Annotated in this window: 22 protein-coding genes and 1 other RNA gene; 4 read left to right on the top strand and 19 right to left on the bottom strand. The window is 56.9% G+C overall.

The window, feature by feature from the left end; translation table 11 throughout:
- Positions 1–337: 337 nt before the first annotated feature.
- The 15 genes from ABEV74_RS15855 to rpoE all read right to left on the bottom strand — a co-directional run bounded on the left by ABEV74_RS15855 (position 338) and on the right by rpoE (position 13,448).
- Positions 338–601 carry a pro-sigmaK processing inhibitor BofA family protein gene (locus ABEV74_RS15855; protein WP_062489451.1) on the bottom strand — a complete coding sequence of 88 codons (264 nt, stop codon included), beginning with the start codon at positions 599–601 and terminating at the stop codon, positions 338–340.
- Complete coding sequence (locus ABEV74_RS15850; RefSeq protein ID WP_062489452.1) at positions 598–876, bottom strand: YaaL family protein; 279 nt, start codon at positions 874–876, stop codon at positions 598–600. Before ABEV74_RS15850 ends, ABEV74_RS15855 begins: the two co-directional genes overlap by 4 nt.
- 184 nt (positions 877–1,060) lie before the next feature.
- A complete protein-coding gene (gene recR / locus ABEV74_RS15845; RefSeq protein ID WP_062489454.1) occupies positions 1,061–1,660 on the bottom strand; it encodes a recombination mediator RecR in 600 nt (199 codons plus the stop codon).
- Positions 1,661–1,708: 48 nt separating this feature from the next.
- Entirely contained in the window at positions 1,709–2,020 is a 312-nt protein-coding gene (locus ABEV74_RS15840) for a YbaB/EbfC family nucleoid-associated protein (RefSeq protein WP_062489456.1), read from the bottom strand.
- Between the two features lie 25 nt (positions 2,021–2,045).
- Positions 2,046–3,845 (bottom strand): DNA polymerase III subunit gamma/tau, encoded by a 1,800-nt coding sequence (gene dnaX, locus ABEV74_RS15835; RefSeq protein WP_430147380.1) that lies wholly within the window; start codon positions 3,843–3,845, stop codon positions 2,046–2,048.
- Between the two features lie 209 nt (positions 3,846–4,054).
- Positions 4,055–4,321: signal recognition particle sRNA large type (gene ffs, locus ABEV74_RS15830), an RNA gene on the bottom strand.
- A gap of 78 nt (positions 4,322–4,399) precedes the next feature.
- On the bottom strand, positions 4,400–4,810 hold the full coding sequence (locus tag ABEV74_RS15825; protein WP_430147378.1) for a hypothetical protein: 411 nt from the start codon (positions 4,808–4,810) through the stop codon (positions 4,400–4,402).
- Between the two features lie 75 nt (positions 4,811–4,885).
- Positions 4,886–5,083, bottom strand: coding sequence for a 50S ribosomal protein L31 (gene rpmE / locus ABEV74_RS15820; RefSeq protein ID WP_062489462.1), 198 nt, complete (start codon positions 5,081–5,083; stop codon positions 4,886–4,888).
- Positions 5,084–5,195: 112 nt separating this feature from the next.
- Complete coding sequence (locus ABEV74_RS15815; RefSeq protein ID WP_430147375.1) at positions 5,196–6,449, bottom strand: radical SAM family protein; 1,254 nt, start codon at positions 6,447–6,449, stop codon at positions 5,196–5,198.
- Positions 6,450–6,487: 38 nt separating this feature from the next.
- Complete coding sequence (rho, locus tag ABEV74_RS15810; RefSeq protein ID WP_430147373.1) at positions 6,488–7,807, bottom strand: transcription termination factor Rho; 1,320 nt, start codon at positions 7,805–7,807, stop codon at positions 6,488–6,490.
- An 83-nt stretch (positions 7,808–7,890) separates the two neighbouring features.
- Positions 7,891–9,144: a UDP-N-acetylglucosamine 1-carboxyvinyltransferase gene (murA, locus tag ABEV74_RS15805; protein WP_062489466.1), complete on the bottom strand. Its 1,254-nt coding sequence runs from the start codon at positions 9,142–9,144 to the stop codon at positions 7,891–7,893.
- A gap of 259 nt (positions 9,145–9,403) precedes the next feature.
- A complete protein-coding gene (gene fba / locus ABEV74_RS15800) occupies positions 9,404–10,258 on the bottom strand; it encodes a class II fructose-1,6-bisphosphate aldolase (RefSeq protein WP_062489468.1) in 855 nt (284 codons plus the stop codon).
- Positions 10,259–10,406: 148 nt separating this feature from the next.
- Positions 10,407–10,811, bottom strand: a complete 405-nt coding sequence (locus ABEV74_RS15795) for a response regulator (RefSeq protein ID WP_430147369.1) — start codon at positions 10,809–10,811, stop codon at positions 10,407–10,409.
- A gap of 127 nt (positions 10,812–10,938) precedes the next feature.
- Positions 10,939–12,540, bottom strand: coding sequence for a CTP synthase (gene pyrG, locus ABEV74_RS15790; RefSeq protein ID WP_062489471.1), 1,602 nt, complete (start codon positions 12,538–12,540; stop codon positions 10,939–10,941).
- A gap of 320 nt (positions 12,541–12,860) precedes the next feature.
- Complete coding sequence (rpoE, locus tag ABEV74_RS15785; protein WP_213529422.1) at positions 12,861–13,448, bottom strand: DNA-directed RNA polymerase subunit delta; 588 nt, start codon at positions 13,446–13,448, stop codon at positions 12,861–12,863.
- Positions 13,449–13,805: 357 nt separating this feature from the next.
- Between rpoE and ABEV74_RS15780 the strand changes: the two genes are divergently transcribed.
- On the top strand, positions 13,806–14,951 hold the full coding sequence (locus ABEV74_RS15780; RefSeq protein WP_430147366.1) for a S8 family peptidase: 1,146 nt from the start codon (positions 13,806–13,808) through the stop codon (positions 14,949–14,951).
- Between the two features lie 91 nt (positions 14,952–15,042).
- Here the strand turns inward: ABEV74_RS15780 and argS are convergent, their stop codons facing one another.
- From argS to ABEV74_RS15765, 3 genes are all read right to left on the bottom strand, one after another.
- Positions 15,043–16,722 (bottom strand): arginine--tRNA ligase, encoded by a 1,680-nt coding sequence (argS, locus tag ABEV74_RS15775; protein WP_062489478.1) that lies wholly within the window; start codon positions 16,720–16,722, stop codon positions 15,043–15,045.
- 6 nt (positions 16,723–16,728) lie between these two features.
- Positions 16,729–17,148: a YwiB family protein gene (locus ABEV74_RS15770; RefSeq protein ID WP_062489480.1), complete on the bottom strand. Its 420-nt coding sequence runs from the start codon at positions 17,146–17,148 to the stop codon at positions 16,729–16,731.
- A gap of 111 nt (positions 17,149–17,259) precedes the next feature.
- Positions 17,260–18,336: a glycoside hydrolase family 172 protein gene (locus ABEV74_RS15765; RefSeq protein ID WP_062489482.1), complete on the bottom strand. Its 1,077-nt coding sequence runs from the start codon at positions 18,334–18,336 to the stop codon at positions 17,260–17,262.
- 350 nt (positions 18,337–18,686) lie between these two features.
- On the opposite strand from ABEV74_RS15765, the gene ABEV74_RS15760 reads away from it, so the two are divergent.
- A complete protein-coding gene (locus tag ABEV74_RS15760) occupies positions 18,687–19,523 on the top strand; it encodes a helix-turn-helix domain-containing protein (RefSeq protein ID WP_062489485.1) in 837 nt (278 codons plus the stop codon).
- A 37-nt stretch (positions 19,524–19,560) separates the two neighbouring features.
- Here the strand turns inward: ABEV74_RS15760 and ABEV74_RS15755 are convergent, their stop codons facing one another.
- Entirely contained in the window at positions 19,561–20,097 is a 537-nt protein-coding gene (locus ABEV74_RS15755) for a DNA-deoxyinosine glycosylase (protein ID WP_430147362.1), read from the bottom strand.
- Positions 20,098–20,305: 208 nt separating this feature from the next.
- Between ABEV74_RS15755 and ABEV74_RS15750 the strand changes: the two genes are divergently transcribed.
- Positions 20,306–21,637 (top strand): SPFH domain-containing protein, encoded by a 1,332-nt coding sequence (locus tag ABEV74_RS15750; RefSeq protein ID WP_430147359.1) that lies wholly within the window; start codon positions 20,306–20,308, stop codon positions 21,635–21,637.
- On the top strand, positions 21,630–22,101 hold a 472-nt coding region (locus ABEV74_RS15745; RefSeq protein ID WP_430147357.1), incomplete at its 3' end, for a hypothetical protein. The genes ABEV74_RS15750 and ABEV74_RS15745, both read left to right, overlap by 8 nt.

The raw sequence follows: 22,101 nt of genomic DNA, 5'->3' as shown, positions 1-22,101 counted from the left end.
AGAACAAATGCTGCTTTCGTTCACCGCCGTTTCAGCGGCGACTTTTATAATATATCACACCGGAGCTCGTTAATGCAAGCATTATTTTTCATTTAATTTCTTCCATATTGCTTTCGGCTCCGTCGCGCTCGTCCGGGCGCGTGTTCTAATTTAGCATAAACCGCTTATGCCCGTCAACAGCCTTTTTCTGCTTTTTCCGTGCTTCCGTTTCCTATATGCGGACCTTGCATGGAAATAACAAATCAGCCGGCCGACGGCGCCGCCGCAGAACCGGCTGTATGCATCGTTTGGGCATAATTAGTGTGCGAAACGGTTGCCGGCATCAATGATCAACGATCTATATTACCGTCATTTGAAGCCCGGCCAGAAGCGCTACCCCCGGCAGCCCCAACACGACGACCGTACCGATCGTGGCCGGATTGAGCGGGATATACATGCCGGGTATCAATCCGATGCCGTTAAGGGCGTAGAGCGCGATCGCCGCCACGGTCAAATGAAGCGCGAACCGGCTTATCCACGACCACGAAACGCGATGCCGCAGCAGCATGACAGCAAGCCCGAGTCCGGATACGGCCAGCAGGGCGATCCATACCGTTCTCATCCGGCCGTCCCCTTTCTCCAAACGGGATGAGTGACGGCGAACTGCTTCGCTTGGCGCAGCAGCATTTCATAACGTTTCTCCGCCGCCTCCATCGCATAAATGGCATAATCGATTTGATCCTTTCCGACGGCATACTCGAAATGCCGGTTGGCATTCTCCCAGTCCCGGTGCGCTTCTTCAATCTCGCCCAGCAACCTGCTTCCGAAGACGGCTTCTTCCATCGCCCGTTGGCCAGCCGTTTCGCGTTCCCGAACTTTCCTCCACCAACGTCTCATCCGGCCCCCTCCTCCCGCTTGTCCCGCAGCTGTCCGACTGTTACATCTTTATGAACCGGACACGCAAAATAGAACCATGCGGAGGAGCAAAACAAAAGAGCTTCGACTCCCCGAAAAACGTTCCGGCGGTGATCGAAGCTCCTCGATTGACGTCCAGTAAAATATTACCCCGTTCGCCGCCCGGTCAGGACAACTCCCGCCGGCCTTCCAGCGCCTTGGACAACGTCACTTCATCCGCGTATTCCAGATCGCCACCGACCGGGAGGCCGTGAGCGATGCGGGTGACGCGAATTCCGAACGGCTTGACGAGACGGGAGATATACATGGACGTCGCTTCCCCCTCGATATTGGGGTTGGTCGCGAGGATCAGCTCCTGTACCCGTTCGTCCTCCAGCCGCTTGAGCAGCTCGGCGATGCGGACTTCGTCCGGACCGATACCCTCCATCGGCGAAATCGCCCCTTGAAGCACATGATATTGGCCCTGATATTCTTTCGTCCGTTCCATCGCCACCAAATCTTTCGATTCCTGCACGACGCATATGACGGAAGGATCGCGCGTCTTGTCCTGGCAAATGCGGCAGGGGTCTACGTCAGTAATATTGCAGCATATGGAACAATAATGTAAATTGCGTTTGACGCTGACGAGCGCCTTGGCAAAATCGATCACATCGTCTTCCTTCATCCGCAACACATGAAAAGCGAGCCGGGCGGCGGTCTTCGGACCGATGCCCGGCAAGCGGGTGAACGAGTCGATCAATTTGGCGATCGGTTCGGGATAATACAAGGGTGCTAGCTCCTTTCGGACGAGAACGTCCCGCCTTCTTCGGCCGGCTTAGAACAGGCCGGGAATTTTCAGGCCGCCCGTAAATTTGCCCATGTCCTGATTAGCCAGCTCTTCCGCTTTGGCCAACGCATCGTTGACGGCGGTAAGCACAAGATCCTGCAGCATTTCGACATCATCGGGATCGACCGCTTCGGGCTTGATGGTCACGCCAAGCAGCTTTTTATGCCCGTTCATGCTGACCGTCACAACGCCGCCGCCGGCCGTTCCTTCAACCGTTTTGTTCCCGAGCGCTTCCTGCGCCTTCAGCATTTGCTCCTGCATTTTTTTAACCTGCTTCATCATCTGGTTCATATTATTCATGCGTGGCCACCTCTTCCAATCGAATTTAATCTTCCTTCAATTCTACCATATCTTCGCCAAACAACCTGTACGCTTCTTCGACCCACGGCGGTTTGGCGCCGGGCGCATCGCCGGTTTCCTCTTCCGGCTGAAGCTGCAGCGGCTCACCGCCGGGCGCCGGCGCGCGGTCCATGGCCGCTTGCCATTCCTTCAGCATGACGGTGCAAAGCTTCGTCGGCTGTCCAAGCGACTCGAGCAGAACGCGCTCGATCAATTCCCGGTTGGCCGGCTTCTCGGTCGTTTCCCGGTGCATGGCGCTCTTAAATGCGACAAGAACGGCATCGCCGGAGGACGAAACCGGCTCCCCGTCGACGAGCCAGGCATGGACCGTAATTTTGGCGTCCTTGACCCGCTGAAGCACCTCGTTCCATTTCGCCCGCACCTGCGCCGTTTCCCGGCTGCCGGCAGCCGCCAGGAACGGTTCCAGCTTGACGGCCGAGCGGCCCGCGCCAGAGAGCGCGCCGCCAAATCCGCCGCGCTGTCCGAAGCTTCTGGCCGAGCCTCGCGACGCGCCTTTATCCGCCCCTGCGGCCGGTTCTCTCGAGGCTCCTTGCACGGCGGCCGCGGCAGGCCCTTGCTGCATCAGGCTTTCCAGCCTGCGCTCCAGCGCCTCCACCTTCCGCTCGAGGCGAACGATGTCGGCGGACGCCGCAGAAGTCCGATCGTTTCCTTCCGGCGGCGAGGCTGCCGTCTGGCCTTGCGTCTCGGGCAAAGTGCATATTTTCATTAGCGCAACCTCGAACAGCGTTTGCGGCTGGGATGCGAAGCGCATCTCGTTCTGGTAACCGTTCAATATATCGATCATGCGAAACAGCCGTTCCGAAGAGAACGAATCGGCCATAGCCCGAAACGCGCCGGCATCGACGACGCGTTCCGTCGAGCCGGCTTCCGGCGCGAGCTTGAGCACGAGCAGGTCGCGGAAGTAATAAATCAGATTTTCCATGCACTTTTCCGCGCTTTTGCCGGCCTGCATCAAATTTTCCACAAGCGGGAGCAGCGCTGCGACATCGCGGTCCCGCACCGCTTCGGCCAGCTTTGCGAACTGATCGGCCGCGATACCGCCGGTCACATCGACGGCGTCGCGAAGCGTAATACGCTCGCCGCCGAATGCCGCTACCTGCTCCAGCAAGCTGATGGCATCCCGCATGCCGCCCTCCGACAGCCGGGAGATATAAGCGAGCGCGTCCGCTTCGGCCTCGATCCCCTCCTCGCGGCAGATGCGCGCCAATCGCTCGGTTTGTTCTTCCAGCGACACCGGCCGGAAGTCGAACCGCTGGCACCGCGAAACGATCGTCGCCGGCAGCTTGTGCGGTTCCGTCGTAGCCAGCATAAAGATGACCTGGCCAGGCGGTTCTTCCAGCGTCTTGAGCAGCGCATTGAACGCTTCGGTCGTCAGCATATGAACTTCGTCGATAATATAAATTTTGTAGCGCACCTCGGAAGGCGCGTACCGGACATGGTCCCGGATATCGCGAATTTCATCGATGCCCCGGTTGGACGCGGCGTCGATCTCGACGACATCCATAATACTGCCGGCCGTTATGCCGCGGCAAGCGGCGCATTCGTTGCACGGTTCCGTTGCCGGACCGTGCTCGCAGTTCACCGCTTTGGCCATAATTTTCGCCGCGCTCGTCTTGCCCGTTCCCCGCGGCCCGCTGAACAGATAGGCGTGGGAAATCCGCCCTTCGCGAATCGCGTTCTGCAGCGTCTGGATGATATGCTGTTGGCCGACCATGTCCCGGAACGTCTGCGGACGCCAGGCTCGATACAAAGCTATATGTGACACGCCGATCGTTCCTTTCTATCCATCCGATTACCTTATTATACACGAACCGGTAGCATGAGAAAATTGCCGGCCGGCTCAAAGCCGCCAAATCGGTTTTTGCCCCAGCAAAAAAGCCGCCGCCTGTCCGCAAGCAGCAGCTGCAAAAAAACTGCAAAAAAAAAAATCGAAAACCCTCTCTGCAGAGGGTTTGATCCTTTGTAATATGTATACCGTGCACCTGCCCTCGATCCATGCGACCCGAACGGCACTCTCGATTCCAGCTCGAGCCAGGCACTCCCCCGGCACATGGATGGGCTTGCTTACGGCTGCTTCCTTCCGGACCTGACCGGGTTCACAAGTATCCATTGCGGAGGACCCGACTGTCAGCACTGTTCACGAACACCAGGCCTCGCATCAGCATAACCTCAAGCAGGAATTCAACCTCGCTACAGCGGATTGCGAGTTACAGGGCACCGCTACCTCCCCATCTAGCACGGCAAACATAAGTATAGCCCATTCCACCTTAAATCGCAACTGTCTGAAAATAGAAGCAACCGGGGTCATGACAAAGCCGGTTATCTTGCCGTTTTGACGTGGACCCGGTAGGTCGGCATATTGTATTCCAGCATCGCTTGGGCTTTGCTGCCCAACTCTTGCACGCCTTCGTCATCCAGATCTTTGCTCGGTTTCAATGTGACATACAAATGCGGACCATGAAACGTAATGCGCGAACTTTCGATCCCGTTTAAGCTTTGCAGTTTCTGTTTCACAAAATCAGCTTGCGCGCGATAATCGAAATGCGGCTGTCTTCCCGGCAGCAGCGGGTTGCTGTTAACCATCCCGAGATGCCCGTCGTTTCCGTAAGACTTGGCGGTCGGACCGGTCCGGGCATCGTTGTTCTGGCAGCCGGCCAGCAGCAGAGGCAAGGAAAGCACGATGATGAATCGGCGCAGCAGACGCCGTCTCGCAACCGTATAGAACGGCATGAAAAAAACCTCCCTTCATCCATAGGATGGCTAAGGGAGGTCTGACGCATTCTGCTAAATTGAGCCAGGATGCCATTACATACCGTATTTTTTCTTGAAACGGTCGATACGGCCGCCTACGTCCGTGAACTTTTGCTTACCCGTAAAGAACGGGTGGCAAACGGAACAAATCTCGACACGCAGGTTCTGTTTGATCGAACCGGTCTCGAAGCTGTTGCCGCAAGCGCAAGTTACAGTCGTGACGTGATAGTTCGGATGAATATCCGGTTTCATCTCGTTCACCTCTTTCCGCCCTGGGCTACGTTGCGAGCCCAGAGTTAAAATACGCACATAAACGGATTATATCACGCCGCATGCCGGAATAGCAATGCCTCCGGCAAGGCCGCTAAACTTTACCGGCAACGGGAGGAACGCGGGTATAGGAACCGATAACCACATCGGGCAGCTCCTCCCGGAAAATGTCCAGCATTTGCTTCATGCCGTAGACCTCTCCCTGCGGCGGGGGAATAAGCTCCAGATAGCTCTCGGGATCGATGTTCAGATTGCGCATCTGAATCAGCCGAAGTCCCGTCCGGCGCGCAAAGCCGATCATCGCTTCCATTTCTTCCTCCCGATCGGTCACGCCGGGAAAAACGAGGTAGTTGATCGACGTGTAAACGCCTTTGTCCGCGGCATAACGAAGCGACCGTTCCACATTGGCCAGGCTGTAGCCCCGCGGCTTGTAATATGCGTTATAATGGTCGTCCATCGCGCTGATGGTGCTCACTCTCATCAGATCGAGGCCGGCATCGACGATCGCCCGGATATGGTCGGTCAGGCCCGCGTTCGTATTGATATTGATGTAGCCGTTCGACGTCTTGCTGCGAACGCGGCGCATCGCTTCGACGATGATCGCCGCCTGCGTGGACGGCTCGCCTTCGCAGCCTTGCCCGAAGCTGATAATCGCGTCCGGGGTTTGAAGATGCTCCAGCATGATCTGCTCCACTTCGTCGACGGTCGGCCGGAAATTCATGCGCGTTTGCGGCGCCGGAAAACCGCTGTCGTCCGGCTGCTCGGAAATGCAGCCGAAGCAGCCGGCATTGCACGAATACGATACCGGAACCGCACCTTCCCACCGCTGCAAAAACGTATTGGCCGCCGTCAGACATTCATAACCGAGCGCGCAATTGGACAAATGACGGTAAAGGCGGTTGTCCGGGTATTTGGCGAGCAGCCGGTCCACCTGAACGCGCAGCTCCCGCCGGTCGCAATTGAGCGGGTTCCACCGCTGCGGGTCGTCGCTCTTGCTGGCGGCAACGTAAAATTCCCCGTCCTTCCAGACTACGGCCGTATAGCCGAACAGCGGCAGCTTTTGCGTTTTGTCCGTTTTGACATATCCGGGAATCGCCAAGCGAGTATAGCCTTGCGGGAGCAGCGCTCCTACCGCTTGCATATTCTCCGGCAGCTTCTCCATCTGCCCCGTCCGGACATTCAACCCGATCGGCCGCGTATGCGGCAGCCCGACCAGCGTCGCGCCTTCCGGCAGCGGAATAAGCTCGTCTTCCAGCAGCTCGACGATCATGTCGCCGCTTCGCCCGAGTCCGATCCACTTTTCGCTGTCAAACACTTGACCCTTCTCGTCAGCATAGACGAGCTTCATATGCGTTCCCCCTCTTGAAACCGCCCTGCCGGTCTGTTTCAGACAGGCGTCGTCCGGGTATTCCTGCGGCCCGCCATACCGCCGGAGCTTCCCGAAGCGGGCGCCCCGATGCCCGAAGTGTCAAGCATGCTGAGAAACTCCTGGTTCGTCTTCGTTTCGCGAAGCTTCTTCAGGAAATTGTCGACGAATTCCGGAGAATCGTTCATGCTTTTGCGAATCGCCCACACTTTATCGAGCTCTTCCTTCGTCAGCAGCATTTCTTCCCGGCGCGTACCGGAACGGCGGATGTCCAGAGCGGGGAAAATACGGCGCTCGGCCAGACGGCGATCCAGATGAAGCTCCATATTGCCGGTTCCTTTGAATTCCTCGTAAATAATATCGTCCATCCGCGAGCCGGTTTCAACAAGCGCCGTAGCGAGAATCGTCAGGCTGCCGCCCTCTTCCACATTGCGCGCCGATCCGAAGAACCGTTTCGGACGATGGAAAGCGGCCGGATCGATACCGCCGCTAAGCGTCCGCCCCGACGGCGGAACGACCAGATTATACGCCCGCGCCAGGCGCGTAATGCTGTCGAGCAAAATAACGACATCCTTCTTGTGCTCCACAAGCCGCAGCGCCCGCTCCAGCACAAGCTCCGCCACTTTAATATGATGCTCCGGCACCTCATCGAATGTGGAAGCGACCACTTCTCCTTTGACAGACCGCTGCATATCGGTCACTTCCTCCGGCCGCTCGTCGATCAGCAGCACGAACAGTTCGATTTCCGGATAATTCTCCGAAATGCTGTTGGCGATCTCCTTGAGCAGCAGCGTCTTGCCCGCTTTCGGGGGCGCCACAATCAATCCCCGCTGACCAAGACCGACAGGAGCGAGCAAATCCATGATGCGCGTGGAAAGTTTGTGTGGAGACGTTTCAAGAACCAGCTTTTTTTCCGGGTACAGGGGAGTAAGCGCGGGAAAATGAAGACGTTCCGACGCATGGTCGGGATTCTCGCCATTGACGGCGTTGACCTGGAGCAATCCGAAATAGCGCTCGTTTTCCTTGGGCGGCCTGCACTTTCCTGACACAAGGTCGCCGTTCCGCAAATCAAATTTTCGAATCTGGGAAGCGGAAATATAAATGTCTTCCGAACTCGGCAAATAATTGATCGGACGCAAAAATCCGAAGCCTTCCGGCAAAATTTCCAGCACGCCCTGCATAAACATAAGGCCGCTCTTTTCGGCTTGCGCACGCAAGATGGCGAAAATCAATTCTTTCTTTTTCAGTTGGCCATAATACGGAATTTGAAACTGTTTTGCTAGCTTGTAAAGCTCTGTTAGCTTCATTTCTTCCAAATCGGCGATCTGAAGATCACTCAATACGCTCACCACTTTATTCAATTTTTTTATTTCTATCAAGCTTTGCCGGAAAGGGCGCCGCCTATAACCGGCACCCTGCCGGTTTAATCCGAATCCCGCCAAACCTCCGCGCCAAGAAGACGAAGGTTATCTACCAGATTGTCGTAACCCCGATCGATAAACTCTACACCGGAAACCTCGGTTACACCATCTTCGACCGCAAGCCCGGCAACGACAAGCGAGGCGCCCGCGCGCAAATCGGCAGCGCGCACTTTGGCGGCGTTCAGCCGGCCGCCTTCGATGATGGCTGTTCTTCCTTCGACGCGTATGTTGGCGCCCATCCGCATCAGCTCCGGCACATGCTTGAAGCGGTTGCTGTAAACATAGTCGCTCAGCAGGCTGACGCCTTTCGCTTGCGTAAGCAGGCTCGTCATCGGCGACTGAAGATCGGTCGCAAATCCCGGATAAGCCAGCGCCTTGACGTCGACCGCCGAATATTCCGGAGCGCCGACAATGCGGATCGACTCGTCAAACTCTTCGACGTTCACGCCCATCTCGCGCAGCTTGGCCGTCACGGCTTCCAGATGCTTCGGAATAATATTATCGATTAGAACGTCTCCGCCCGTGGCGGCGGCGGCAATCATATACGTACCTGCCTGTATGCGGTCGGGAATGATGGAATGACGGCAGCCATGCAGGCTTTCGACACCTTCAATGCGAATCGTTTCGGTACCGGCGCCTTTGATTTTGACGCCCATGGCGTTCAAAAGTGTCGCTACATCTATGATTTCAGGCTCTTTGGCCGCGTTCTCGATAATTGTCGCACCTTCGGCACGGGAAGCCGCCAGCATAATGTTAATGGTCGCTCCAACGCTTGCCACGTCCAGATAAATCTTCGCGCCCTTCAGCTTTTTCGCCGAAATGTGTACCGAGCCGTGATCGTTGCGGACGGTGGCGCCAAGCGCTTCGAAACCTTTGATATGCTGATCGATAGGACGGGGCTCGAAGTTGCATCCTCCGGGAAGACCGATCGTCGCTTCGCCGAATCTGCCCAGCAACGCTCCCATCAAGTAATAGGAAGCGCGCAGAAGCTTCACTTTGCCGTTCGGCATCGGTTTCGAACGAAGCGCGGACGGATCAATCCGGATCGTATCCCCGGTCCATTGCACGCTTGCTCCAAGCTCCTCAAGCAATTCGCAGTATACGGCCACATCGCTCAGATGAGGCAAATTGTCCAGCACAACTTCCGATTCGGCAAGAATGGACGCAGGCAGCAGCGCGACTGCACTGTTTTTGGCACCGCTGATCGCAACGGTTCCCCGCAGCGGGCGACCGCCGCGAATCAATAATTTCTCCATAACGTTTCCCAATCCTCCATTGGAAGAGAGCAAAGGTGAGAAATGCTTATCCGCAGGCCGCCCGCTTGCGAGCAGCCGCGTCAAGCATTGCAGAAGCCATCGAATTCAGGCCTTTCCGGGATGAGAGGCCGGGATCCGAATGTCCAGAACGGGCTTTATGTTGCCGACAGGAACGGTTGATGATGCGGTCTTCCGCATTGGTGTGAAAAAAACCGCCTCGCCATATCGGGGCGGTCGTTTCCGGATATATGAGGTCGAGTTACGCTTGATTGCTGCTGCCGAACAGACGGATCTTTTCCCTTACGACTTCGATCATCGCATTGCGGGCAGGGGCCAAATATTTGCGCGGATCGTATACTTTGCTGTCGCCGCTCAATACTTCACGGATCGCGTTGGTGCAGGCTACCTGATTCTCGGTATTGACGTTGATTTTGCCTACGCCGGCCTGGATCGATTGACGGATCGCTTCGTCCGGTACGCCGGAACCGCCATGGAGCACGATCGGCACCGGAATCGCGTCAGCCACTTTCTGGATGATGTCATAATGAATTTTCGGCTCGCCCTTGTACATGCCGTGAGCGGTGCCGACAGCGATAGCCAATGCGTCAACGCCCGTCTCCTCATAGAAGCGGATCGCCTCTTCCGGCTTCGCAAGCGCGGCATGCTCTTCGTCCACGCTGATGTCGTCCTCGACGCCGCCGATCGTGCCGAGTTCCCCTTCGACCGATACGCCCATGGCATGAGCGGCCCGGACGACTTCCTTGGTCAGGCGGATATTTTCCTCCAGCGAATAGTGGGAGCCGTCGAACATAACCGAGGAAAAGCCGGCGCGGATACATTGCATAGCGACCTCGAAGCTGCTGCCGTGGTCAAGGTGAAGCGCGATCGGCAATCCGGACTTGCGGGCTGCCGCTTCCGCAATCGCCACCGTATATTCGATACCCATATATTTCAGGGCGCCTTCGCTAACCCCGAAGATGAAGGGCGATTTTTCGGCAATAGCCGCTTCGGTGATCGCCTGTGCGAACTCCAGATTGTTCATGTTAAACTGACCGACCGCAAATTTGTTTGCTTTTGCTTTCGGCAAAAACTCATTCATCGAGACAAGTGGCATTGTTTCATATCCTCCCTAAAATGACCGTCTTAAAATCTCAAGCCCGTTCCGACTTGTCATACTGCGTTATTATACCATATCAGGACAGCTAATGGTAATGCCTCTTTCTGCATACCGTCCGAGTACAAAAAAAGATCCTGAACCAATGTCAGGATCCGACTGCATAACGATTTTTCGGTTCGCCGCCGCGTAGCTGCATGTTGACCGCCATCCTCATTTCATCAATATCGAACGGCTTGGTGAAATGCATGAGCGCGCCATGGTCCGTCGCTTCCTTGATCATATCGAGTTCCCCGTACGCCGTCATCATAATCACCTTAATGTCGCGGTCGATCGACTTGATATGCTTCAAAATTTCGAGTCCGTCCATGCCTGGAATTTTCATGTCGAGCAGCACAAGGTCAGGCGACTCCTGCCTTACAAATTCCAGGGCCAGCTTGCCGTTGGGCGCTTGAAAAGTGACGTATCCTTCGCTGCTAAACACTTCCATCAGCAGGACGCGGATGCCGTTCTGGTCATCGACAATCAACACTTTCTTCTTCTCCAACTGCATTACCTCCCCGCTTGGTTGCGACGCGTCAAAAAATTTGGCCATCTTTTCCATATACATTAGGATATCTAAGTTATTCGCGTCGAAATTGCAGGAATCCTGCTAACAGAGGAATAAAAATGCAGAAGTGTCAGTTGGCGTAATGCAAAGCCGCGCGAACGAAGCCGCGGAACAGCGGCTGCGGCCGGTTCGGCCGGGACGTAAATTCCGGATGGAACTGCACGGCCAAAAACCACGGATGGTCCGGAAGCTCCACCATTTCGACCAGCCGCCCGTCCGGAGACGTTCCCGAAATCCGAAGTCCCGCCGCTTCGATGCGATCGCGGTACTCGTTGTTGAACTCGTACCGATGCCGGTGCCGTTCGTAGACCAGCTCGTCGTTGTATTCGCGCATGCCGAGCGATCCGTCGGCCAGCTTGCAAGGATAAAGGCCAAGCCGCATCGTTCCGCCCAAATCCTCGATGTCCTTCTGCTCCGGCAGCAAGTCGATCACCGGATGAACGGTCGAAGGATCGATTTCGGAGCTGTTCGCCCCTTCGAGCCCGAGAACGTTGCGCGCATATTCGATGACCGCCACCTGCATGCCGAGACAAATGCCGAAGAAAGGAACGCCCTGCTCGCGCGCATAACGGATCGCGATAATTTTGCCCTCGATGCCGCGATCCCCGAACCCGCCGGGAACGAGAATGCCGTGTACGCCCCGAAGCTCGTCCGCCACATTGTCCGGCGTCAGCTCCTCGGCGTTGACCCAGCGAATCCGCACTTCCGAGTCGGCGTCGATTCCGGCGTGGCCGAGCGCTTCCACAATGCTCAGATAGGCGTCATGCAGCGCGACATATTTGCCGACGATGGCGATTTCCACCGACTTCGCCAGATTTTTCACCCGTTCAACGAGCTTCCGCCATTCGGTCATATCCGGCTCCGTCGCGGACAGCTTCAGATGCTGGACGACGATATCGTCAAGCCCCTGCTCGCGAAGCATAAGCGGTACTTCGTACAGCGTCGAGGCGTCGCGGCATTCCACTACCGCATTGGCGTCGACGTCGCAGAACTGGGCGATTTTCCGCTTCAAATCATCGGCAAGCGGATATTCCGTCCGGCATACGATCACGTTCGGCTGAATGCCGATGCTGCGGAGCTCCTTGACGCTGTGCTGCGTCGGCTTCGTCTTCACCTCGCCGGCAGCCTTGATGTACGGGATGAGCGTAACATGAATATACATCACGTTGTCTCTCCCGATATCGCTCTTGATCTGCCGGATCGCCTCCAGAAACGGCAAGCTTTCGATGTCGCCGACCGTACCGCCGATTTCCGTAATGACGACGTCGGAACCGGCTTCTCTGCCGGCGCGGAATACGCGATCCTTGATTTCGTTCGTAATATGCGGAATGACCTGAACCGTGCCGCCAAGGTATTCACCGCGCCGCTCTTTGGAAATCACGGTCGAATAAATTTTGCCAGTCGTCACGTTGCTGTTTTTGGACAAATTTATGTCGATGAAACGTTCGTAGTGGCCAAGGTCCAGATCCGTTTCGGCTCCGTCGTCGGTAACGAATACCTCTCCGTGCTGATAAGGGCTCATCGTGCCGGGGTCAACGTTAATGTACGGGTCGAATTTTTGGATCGTCACCTTCAGACCCCTGTTTTTCAACAGTCTTCCGAGCGATGCCGCCGTAATTCCTTTGCCTAGCGAAGATACGACGCCGCCGGTTACAAAAATGTACTTCGTCACTTGATGATACCCTCCATGCCTCATGAATTAATGTTAGATTGCCCGCAAAACGGATGACTACTTCCCGAAAAAAACAAAAAAAGTGACACCCGTGTCCACGGGGCACTTTCCATGCTTTTATATCTATCCCAAAATGTTATCGAATCAGAAGCCCATGCAATAGTTTATACTCTGAACGGTAGCCTGTCAAGCAAGCCGTTGCGGCTTTCCGAAACGGCCGAAACGACGCCGTCCCGGATTAAAGGTGAACGGCAGACGCCCCCGTTTTCCGCGGAAATGAAGGCGTCTGCCGTGTTGCGAGCATGTGCCGGCCCGATGCGTTAACGATCGTCCTCAACGCTCTCGTCGTCCGGTTCGAAGTCTTCTTCCACTTCTTCCTCTTCATCCACTTCATTTTCAAACTCGTCGACCAAGGCTTCGTCTTCGAGCTCTTCGTCATCGACGACGACATCGTCGTCCACATCAACGTCTTCGTCGGCCTCGTCAAACAGATCCTCGGTATCGTCGTCGAAGATGTCGAAGCCGTCGTCATCGCCGGCATAGCTGTCAACTTCCTCGTCCGTGTACAAGTCCTCGTCGTCCAGATCGTCGTCGTCGTTAATGATCCGCGGACGTTTTGCGTTCGTCACCGAATCTTCGGAGCGCTCAACCGGATACCAGCGCTTTAATCCCCAAGTGTTGCCCCCTACGCAAGCGAAACGGCCGTCAATATTAATTTCCGTATATATCTGTGCGATGACTTGATCGAGCTCTTCGTCGGACAGTCCCCGGATTTTGGCAATTTCCGTAATGAGGTCCCGGTAGTAAAACGGCGTATTGGCCGCCTTCAAAACTTCGAACGCCAGATCGACCATCGGCATTTCCCTGACGCGTTCCGGGTCGAGTTTCAGCGTGAACTCGCTGCTCATATATGGACACTTCCTCTCGCTACCGTATCTGCTTACTATACTGTCTATCCATGTCATCCTATAGTAAAACCTATTTTTTTCAAAAATGCAAGCGCCAGGCCGACGCTTGACCGAAACAAAAGCGAAGGACAAAATGCCCTTCGCTTAGACTGTATCCGCCACGTCCGCCGACTCTTTGCAGGTAATCGGCAATAGGTGGCAAGAGACTTGTGCGGTCTCTCCCTTTATACTATGTCCCTTAAGGGGAAATGACACGGTATCAAGCCTATTTATGCGAAAAAAGGCCTGTGGCTTATACGGGCCGTGGCACCCGTTCATACAATAGTCCAGCATCGTCCGTCGGGAGGGACGCCAAAATTGGACACTACCGCATTTCTCCGTTGGTTGAACGACACGATGGCTAGCAAGATCGCCAGTGCGAACAAACGAATTATTCGTTTTCAAAGCAGAGCCGATTATCGCAGATTTATACGGAAATGGTCGGAAATGAAGCAGTCCCTGCCTCCTTTGAACGATGTCCAGCAAATGCCTATTATCCAGGCTATCTCCTGTCCGCTTCCGATGGAAGCCGCTTTGCCCCGTTTCGCGGAACGAATCTGGATCGAGGAAGACTGCCGGATTGACTTGCACGCTGTATCCCAGAAACCGGTCGCATCCGTGTCGGACAAAGGCATTCCCTGGGGCGTCCAACAAATTAAAGCCCCTCAAGCCTGGAGCATGACGACAGGATACCGGGTCAAAGTAGGCGTCATCGACACCGGCATCGATTTCAGCCACCCGGATCTGCGTCAATCGATCGCGAGGGGCATCAATTTGCTGAACCGGAGCATGCTGCCCCACGACGATAACGGCCACGGCACCCATATCGCCGGCACGATCGCCGCGGCCAACCAGCCGCACGGCATGATCGGCGTCGCGCCGCGCGCTTCGATCTATCCGGTGAAGGCGTTCGACCACAATGGCAGCGCCTATGTCTCCGATATTATCCTCGGCATCGACTGGTGCGTCCGCAACAAGATGGATATTATCAACATGAGCTTCGGGATGAAAACCCGCAGCAAGTCGCTGCTCAACGCGGTTCTCTCGGCGCATCATGCGGGTATCGTCGTCGTCGCTTCTTCCGGCAACGACAGCAAGCGGCGGACAATCGACTATCCGGCGCGCTATGCCCAGACGATCTCCGTCAGCGCAACGACGCGCTTTCGCCGCATCGCCCCGTTCAGCAATCGCGGAACATTTGTCGATATTTACGCGCCGGGCGATCGAATCGTATCGGCATGGATGGGAGGCAGGTATCATCAAATGAGCGGCACATCGATGGCGACATCGCATGTCAGCGGAGCGATTGCGCTGCTGCTCGCCTACCGGCCAGGCCTGTCGCCCGCGGAAATCAAAGCGGTGCTCCGCCGGTCGATGCAGCCGCTCAGAGGCCGAATAGTCCCCCGGAACGCCGGGGAGCTGGATGTTATGCGCATGCTTCAGGCCGTGGATCGCAAACGTTAGCGAACCACGGCCTTGCCATGCGGCCGAGCGCGATGCCGACAGAGGCTCGGCATCGATGCAAGCCGCACGCTCCATTGCCTCGGCCTGCTTCCTACATACGTTCCGGCGCCGAAACGCCCACGAGCCGGAGGACGTTGGCGATAACGGTGCGGACGGCCGCCAGCAACGCGAGCCGCGCCTGAGTCTGGGCGGCGTCTTCGGTAATGACGCGCTCGGCCTTGTAGTAACTGTGAAGCTGGGCGGCCAGCTCGTACACATACCGGATCAACCGGTGGGGCGCGTATTGCTGCGCGGCTTCCGCGACTTCCTGCGGCAGCTCGCCAAGCTTGCGCAGCAGGTCAAATTCGTGCTCCGCCGTCAGACGGGAGAGGTCGATCGCATCGATCTCCTGCAGTTCGATGCCCTGTTCCGCAGCCTGACGGAAAATGCTGCAAATCCGCGCGTGCGCGTATTGCACATAGTAAACCGGGTTTTCGTTGGAAGCGGATATCGCCAGATCCATATCGAAATCGAGATGCGAGTCCATGCTGCGCATCGTGAAGAAATAACGCATGGCGTCGACGCCGACTTCGTCCATCAAGTCTTCCATCGTGACCGCCTTGCCCGTCCGCTTGGACATCTTCACTTTCTCACCGTTCTGATACAGGCTGACCATCTGGGCAATCAACACGACGAGCTTGTCCGGATCGTTGCCGAGCGCCTCCATGGCGGCTTTCACACGCGGAATGTAACCATGGTGGTCGGCGCCCCATATATTGATCATCCGGTCGAAGCCCCGGGCGAACTTGTCGCGGTGGTAGGCAATATCCGGCGTCAAATACGTATAGGAACCGTCGTTTTTGACGAGCACGCGGTTTTTGTCGTCGCCGTACGGCACCGTCGACAGCCATACGGCGCCGTCTTCTTCGAATACTTGTCCCTTCGCCTTCAACGCCTCCAGCGCCTCTTCCACCTTGCCGCTTTCGTACAGCGACGTCTCGCTGAACCAGACGTCGAAGGAGACGCGGAAGCGTTCCAGGTCGCGCTTGATTTTGTCCAGCTCGCGTTCCAGGCCGTACTTCCGGAAAAACGCGAGCCGCTCCCGATCCGGCAGCGACAACAGCCGGTCTCCTTCTTTTTCGGCCAGTTCCCGGGCGAAACCGATAATATCTTCGCCGTAATAGCCGTCCTCCGGCAGCTCCGCATCCCGTCCGAGCGCCTGAAGGTAGCGCGCCTCGATGGACAGCGCCAGATTCTCGACCTGCTTGCCCGCATCATTGATATAATATTCGCGCGTCACGTCGAAGCCGGCAAAATCGAGGATGTTGCACAGCGCATCCCCGACGGCCGCTCCTCTGGCATGGCCAAGATGCAGGCTTCCCGTCGGATTCGCGCTGACGAATTCAACCTGCACGCGCTCGCCGCCGCCGATGCCGACTCGGCCGTAATCGTCTCCGGCGGTCAGCACATCCTTGACGACCGGATAGAGATAGCTCTTGTCCATCCGGAAATTAATGAAGCCCGGACCGGCGACTTCGGCGGACCGGATCGAGGCTTTCTGCAGATCCAGGTGCGCGATGATGGCCTCGGCGATTTGCCGCGGATTGCGACGGGCGATCTTCGTCAACTGCATCGCGGCGTTGGTCGCCAAATCGCCGTGCGCCTTGTCCTTCGGAACCTCCAGCACGAACGCCGGCAATTGGTCGGCCGAAACGAGTCCGGCGGCTATCGCGGCTTCGGCTATAGCCTCTTTCACTTTTTCATATACCTGCTCGAGCACATTCGCATTCATTCGCTTTCATTCCTCCTGTATATCGAGACGAAGCCGAAATCGGCCGACATGCCGGCCGTCGGCCCGCAGCTCGTAAGACCATGTCAGCGTCATCGGCAGCTCGCCTGGCGCCTTCTCCGACATGGAAAGCGCGGTCGTTTTCGTTTCCAGCGGAAACGACAGGTGGGCGGAACGGTAACGGCCGGCCCGTACGGCGCCGGCGGCGAAATATTGCTCCGATTCCACGCCGCCTCTGCGCGTCACGCTCAGCTCTCCGCCTTTCAACCGGATGACCGTCCGCACCTGCCCGTTCAGATCGTCGGTCTCCGCGTAGCGGATATAGACCGACGCCTCCTTGCGAAACAGCTCTCCCTTGTACTTCCGAACCGTACGCTCCCCATCCTGCACGCTCTCCACGGTAACGAACACGTTCTGCCTGTCTTTCATGCCGATATCTCCAGTCTCATTCTCTTGTTACTACTATATACAGGAACGCTTGCGATTTCAATGCGGTGCGCATCGGGCATCATGCCGGAACACGCAGCTGGAGCGCGCAGCTTAGATGACTTCCAGTCCGTCGCGGTCCGGCAGCTTCGGGTGGGGAGTGTGCGGCTCCGTCTGATACCAGAACGCCACAGAGGCGATATCGTCCTGCAGAGGCAAATATCGTCCGCCCTTCCGCCATCCGAGCGCCTGAATCGTCACTTTAAGATCCTCCTCGAACCGGATAGGGTCCATAATATGCCAGCGGTACATGCCGAACCGCTGCTGGCTCCGGTATAATCCGTCCGGCTTGATCACCTGCGGCAATCCGAGAAATGCTGTGGAATAGACGCCGTATTGGCCCTGGGGATGCTCGAAATTCCATGCGCCGCCGAAATAATCCTCGGTGCCGGTGCCGCAGATCGTCGGAAACTCGTCATCCCCGTCGATGTAAAATTTGATTTCCCCTTCTCCCCACCAGCCGTTGTTGTTGACGCCCCAAGCCAAGTAGGTGCCCACATAATGCCCTTGACCCCGGACGCCGTCCAGCAGCGTATGGACTTCTTTATAAGGAAGGGGATTGCTGCGCCGCCATTGGGCATGAAAATAGGCGGCATCGTCCGGCACGTCCGTAAGCGCGTATGTAATTTGGTAATAAACCACGGCGGACTCGTCGCCAAGATTTTCGATCGTCAAGCGCGCGGACCGGCGAAACGGCATTTCCCAATAGCTGTTGAACCCTCCGGCCGGATTGACCGCAACCGGCAGCGAAGAGACGTTGCTTCGCTCGCACCAGCCCTGGCAGAAGAAATCCCCGAGCGGCGTTTCGATCGAGGGCGCATCCTCGTCGTCCCAATAAGCGCGCAGAATAAGCGACCGCCAGTTAGCGGGATGAGTCGTCAGCCAAATATGTTGAATCGCGCCCCCTTCCCGGATGTCGGCAAGCGTGAACACTTCACCCGGACCGATCTGCACCGAAGGCGACACTTTCCACCCGATGCCGAGATCGCGGGCGCAGCTTGCTCCCGTGCCTTCGGAAGCCATGCCGGCTTTCCCCTTCTCGCCGGTGAAATTTTCGGCGCTGATCGAGCGCGTCTTCGCGCGCGACAGCCGTGACAAATTGCCGAGATGCATCCCCAAACCGTTAAACATGCCATTCGCTCCCTTCAATTTAACTGTGCGACCTTAAACTGTACGACCTTAAACCCTACGACCTGCACGACGAAAAAACGGTACGACGATAAATGTACGACGATGTATCCTCATCATTATAAAGAGCTGCGTAAGCGATTTCAATTCAATTGTCCGACCATTTCTTCCGCGGCTTGAACGAAAGCGCCGATTCATGCTTTAATGGCTAAAGATGAAAACGAAGTATCACAATTTGAAAATCCGGAAGCTATTTTCAACAATTGAATTATTGCGCAATTGGAGCAGACCATAATACGATTTTCACTGACACGAATCCAGAGAACGGCTGGCAAGAAAGAAGGGGAACCGCTATGGCTGTCAACATATTTCCCGTACTAACCGACAACGAACGGAGGCTGCCGCTTTGTGTGACGACTGCCGGTTACTGGACCAACCAGGAATCGATCGTGCGGCCCGACGGGTTTCCGTCCTATCAGTGGCTGCAGGCGGTCAGCGGCAAAGGCGTCCTGCGAACGGACGGGCGCGAGCTGATCGTCGGTCCGGGTCAGGGCATGCTGCTGATGGCGAACGAAGCCCATGAATACGAACCGCTCGAGGCGCCATGGGGCGTGCACTGGATCGGCTTCGACGGTCCGCGCGCCGCGGAGATGCTGCGCGATCTCGGCTATGACCGTTCCGACGTGCTGTTCATCAGCAATCCCGACGCGACGCTGAAGACGATGATGGAAATTACGTCATTGCTCGGCTCGTATCAGCCGGCCGCGGCGCTGGAAGCTTCGGCCGCACTATACCGGCTGCTGCTCGATCTGCACCGGTACGGTTCGCGCACCGAGCTGCGATCCCGCAAGCATCATCTGGACGCGATTGCCCCGGCGCTCGAACATATGGAGAAGCATTACGCCCGCACGATACCGCTCGACGAGCTGGCGCGGCTGGTCGGCTTTACGCCGCAGCATGTATGCTTCCTGTTTCAGCAGGCGCTCGGCCTGCGCCCGATCGAATTTCTGACGCGCGTCCGGATCCGCAAAGCCAAGGAGCTGCTGCTGAACGAACCGGATCTGGAAGTGCAGACCGTCGCGGCCCGCGTCGGATACGACCATCCGAGCTATTTCATCAAGCTGTTCAAACAGCAGGAAGGCGTCACGCCGGTCATGTTCCGGCGGATTCACAGCAGCCGCAACCTCTAGCATCCGGGCGGCCGCCGGGCAGCGATCGGGTACGGCCTCATTCGGCCTCGGCAAGATACGGCAGGAGCGCGCGCCATGCGGCGATCCGGTCTTCCAGCGTCCGCATGCGCGGCGTCGGAATCGGGCTTGTCGAAGGCAACCGGAGCAGGCCGATGCCACCTTCATTCGCAAACGCCGTACCGAAATGTTTGCGGAACGTCTCGTACGCTTTGGCCCCGTTGAAGGCGAGGCAGCGGATGCCCGGATAGGCGGCGAGCAGCCCCGTGATGTCGTTCGGCCGCTCGTCCCGGATATTGGCATCGAGACTGCCTTTCCGCCTGCAGGAAGCGATCACGTCCCAGAGGGCGACGCCTTTGCCCTGCGCATAACGAAGCCGGGCATCGTACTCCTCGTCCGGCACTTCCCCGAACAGGCCGTACAGCACCGGCCAGAAATAATTGCGCGCATTGCCGTAATATTGATTTCTTAGAAGCGACTCCCGGCCGGGCATGCTGCCGAGCACGAGCACAACCGCCCTCCCGTCGACGACCGGAGGAAAACTGCGAACGCGTCCTTCTCTCCTTTCTTCCGACATATGACCCTCCTCCTGATTCTTCGGCCTTGATTACGAACCATTATAGCACGACTCGCCGCCCGTTCTTCGATCGGCCGAATTTACCGGTACAGAAGTCGGATTCGCAGGAATATGAATGAAATTCTGTGTTTCTTCACCAGTCATGATCAAGTAAAATATGGGTATCAGCCCTATGACACGCACTGTAACATGAGGAGGAGTACGAACCGTGGCGATTATCAGAGTCGTCAAGTACGACGGCCCGGCCGATGTGTTTGCCTGGAAATATCCGGAGCACGAGCTGGGCACTTGGACCCAGCTGATCGTAAACGAGTCCCAAGAGGCCATTCTGTTCAAAGGCGGGCAGGCGCTCGACCGATTCGGAGCCGGCAGGCATACGTTAAGCACGCAAAATATACCGATCCTTCAATCCGTCATCAATTTGCCGTTCGGAGGCGATTCGCCTTTCACCGCGGAAGTATGGTACGTCAACCGGCTGAACGTTCTGGATGTCAAATGGGGAACCGCGACGCCGCTCATGCTCCAGGACCCGAAATTTCATATTATCGTACCGGTGCGCTCCTTCGGGCAATTCGGCATTCAAATCGAAGACTCGCGCAAATTTCTGCTGAAGCTGGTCGGAACGCTCCCTGCATTCGACCGGGACGCCATGGTCCGCTATTTCCGCGGCTTGCTGATGATGAACATCAACGAACTGATTTCGTCTTACGCCGTACATAAAAAAGTCAGCTTCCTCGAAATGGGCGCTTATATCGGCGAAATGTCGGCGCATATGACCAACCGCGTAAAGGAAACGTTCGCGGAATACGGCATCAAGCTGCTGCATTTCTATGTCGAATCCGTCAACGTTCCGGACAACGATCCCGCCACGATACGGCTCAAGGAAGCGCTCGCGAAGAAAGCGGAAATGGACATTCTCGGCTATACCTATCAGCAGGAGCGGACGTTCGATACGCTGGAAGGAGCGGCGAAAAACGAGGGGACATCCGGCGATCTGCTGGGAACCGGACTCGGCATGGGGCTCGGACTCGGGATCGGGGACGGATTCGGCCGGCAAATTTCGCGTCTGACCCCCCATATGGAAACCGAAGCGCTTCACGCCTGTCCCAATTGCGGGACGATGAATCGGCACGACGCCAAGTTCTGCTCCGGCTGCGGCCGTCAGACGAGCGCCCCGTCCCCGCAGGCCGCCGCTTCAGAAGCGGGGCCGAAGGGCACGCCGTGCAGCAACTGCGGCCATCTGCTGCAGCCGAACGCCAAGTTCTGTCCGAACTGCGGCGACAAATTCGATCCTTGCCCGAACTACGGAGCGGACAATCCGGGCAGCGCCGAGCAGTGCGCCAAATGCGGCCACACGCTCAAAGCGCCCGCATGCGCCAAATGCGGCGAAAGCCTGACGCCGGGCGCGAAGTTCTGTCCAAGCTGCGGCGCGAGCGCGGTGCTCAAATGCGGCCGCTGCCAGCACGAGGTCAAGCCGAACCAGAAGTTTTGCCCGGAATGCGGCAACAATCTGACGGAGCAGGAGGAGAAAGATGGCTGACAACCGGACTTATGCACGAATCGCTGCTTTCATTTACGCGCTCGCCATCGCCGCGACGATCGCGGTCGTCTTCCTCGCGTTGCCGTTTGCAGGACCCGGTTACGCCTGGATTTCGCTGGCCGCGCTGCTGATCGCCGAATCGACGGTTTTCGGCGTCGTCATGTATTTCATCTCCAACCGCAGAACGTTCCTGAACCAGGTTCCCGGATATGTCGCCTACGGGATGACGGCGGCCGCGTATTTCGCCGTTACCATCGCAGCCGTCGCGATTTGCTCGGTACTTTCGCTTTCGCTGCTGACCTACGGAATCATCCATCTGCTTATTATAGTCGGCGCGGCCATCATGCTCGGCATCGTCGCCTTTTTCGTCAAGTACATGGAACGCCAGGACGAGACGATTGCTGCGCAAGCGCAGTTCGTCAAGCAACTGCTGCTCGCGCTCATGTCAGTGTCAAGTCAGTGTG

The organism is Paenibacillus cisolokensis, from assembly GCF_050481165.1.
Taxonomy (GTDB): Bacteria; Bacillota; Bacilli; order Paenibacillales; family Paenibacillaceae; genus Paenibacillus_AH; species Paenibacillus_AH cisolokensis.
Note: the sequence above shows the minus strand (reverse complement) of the source record. Positions and strands in the feature narration are given on the sequence as shown.

What these genes read in the sequence shown, in the direction of transcription:
- ABEV74_RS15855 (WP_062489451.1), bottom strand. Translation starts at nt 601, where the DNA reads ATGAGAACGGTATGGATCGCCCTGCTGGCCGTATCCGGACTCGGGCTT.
- ABEV74_RS15850 (WP_062489452.1), bottom strand. Translation starts at nt 876, where the DNA reads ATGAGACGTTGGTGGAGGAAAGTTCGGGAACGCGAAACGGCTGGCCAA.
- ABEV74_RS15840 (WP_062489456.1), bottom strand. Translation starts at nt 2,020, where the DNA reads ATGAATAATATGAACCAGATGATGAAGCAGGTTAAAAAAATGCAGGAG.
- ABEV74_RS15825 (WP_430147378.1), bottom strand. Translation starts at nt 4,810, where the DNA reads ATGCCGTTCTATACGGTTGCGAGACGGCGTCTGCTGCGCCGATTCATC.
- rpmE (WP_062489462.1), bottom strand. Translation starts at nt 5,083, where the DNA reads ATGAAACCGGATATTCATCCGAACTATCACGTCACGACTGTAACTTGC.
- ABEV74_RS15815 (WP_430147375.1), bottom strand. Translation starts at nt 6,449, where the DNA reads ATGAAGCTCGTCTATGCTGACGAGAAGGGTCAAGTGTTTGACAGCGAA.
- murA (WP_062489466.1), bottom strand. Translation starts at nt 9,144, where the DNA reads ATGGAGAAATTATTGATTCGCGGCGGTCGCCCGCTGCGGGGAACCGTT.
- fba (WP_062489468.1), bottom strand. Translation starts at nt 10,258, where the DNA reads ATGCCACTTGTCTCGATGAATGAGTTTTTGCCGAAAGCAAAAGCAAAC.
- ABEV74_RS15795 (WP_430147369.1), bottom strand. Translation starts at nt 10,811, where the DNA reads ATGCAGTTGGAGAAGAAGAAAGTGTTGATTGTCGATGACCAGAACGGC.
- rpoE (WP_213529422.1), bottom strand. Translation starts at nt 13,448, where the DNA reads ATGAGCAGCGAGTTCACGCTGAAACTCGACCCGGAACGCGTCAGGGAA.
- argS (WP_062489478.1), bottom strand. Translation starts at nt 16,722, where the DNA reads ATGAATGCGAATGTGCTCGAGCAGGTATATGAAAAAGTGAAAGAGGCT.
- ABEV74_RS15770 (WP_062489480.1), bottom strand. Translation starts at nt 17,148, where the DNA reads ATGAAAGACAGGCAGAACGTGTTCGTTACCGTGGAGAGCGTGCAGGAT.
- ABEV74_RS15765 (WP_062489482.1), bottom strand. Translation starts at nt 18,336, where the DNA reads ATGTTTAACGGTTTGGGGATGCATCTCGGCAATTTGTCACGGCTGTCG.
- ABEV74_RS15760 (WP_062489485.1), top strand. Translation starts at nt 18,687, where the DNA reads ATGGCTGTCAACATATTTCCCGTACTAACCGACAACGAACGGAGGCTG.
- ABEV74_RS15755 (WP_430147362.1), bottom strand. Translation starts at nt 20,097, where the DNA reads ATGTCGGAAGAAAGGAGAGAAGGACGCGTTCGCAGTTTTCCTCCGGTC.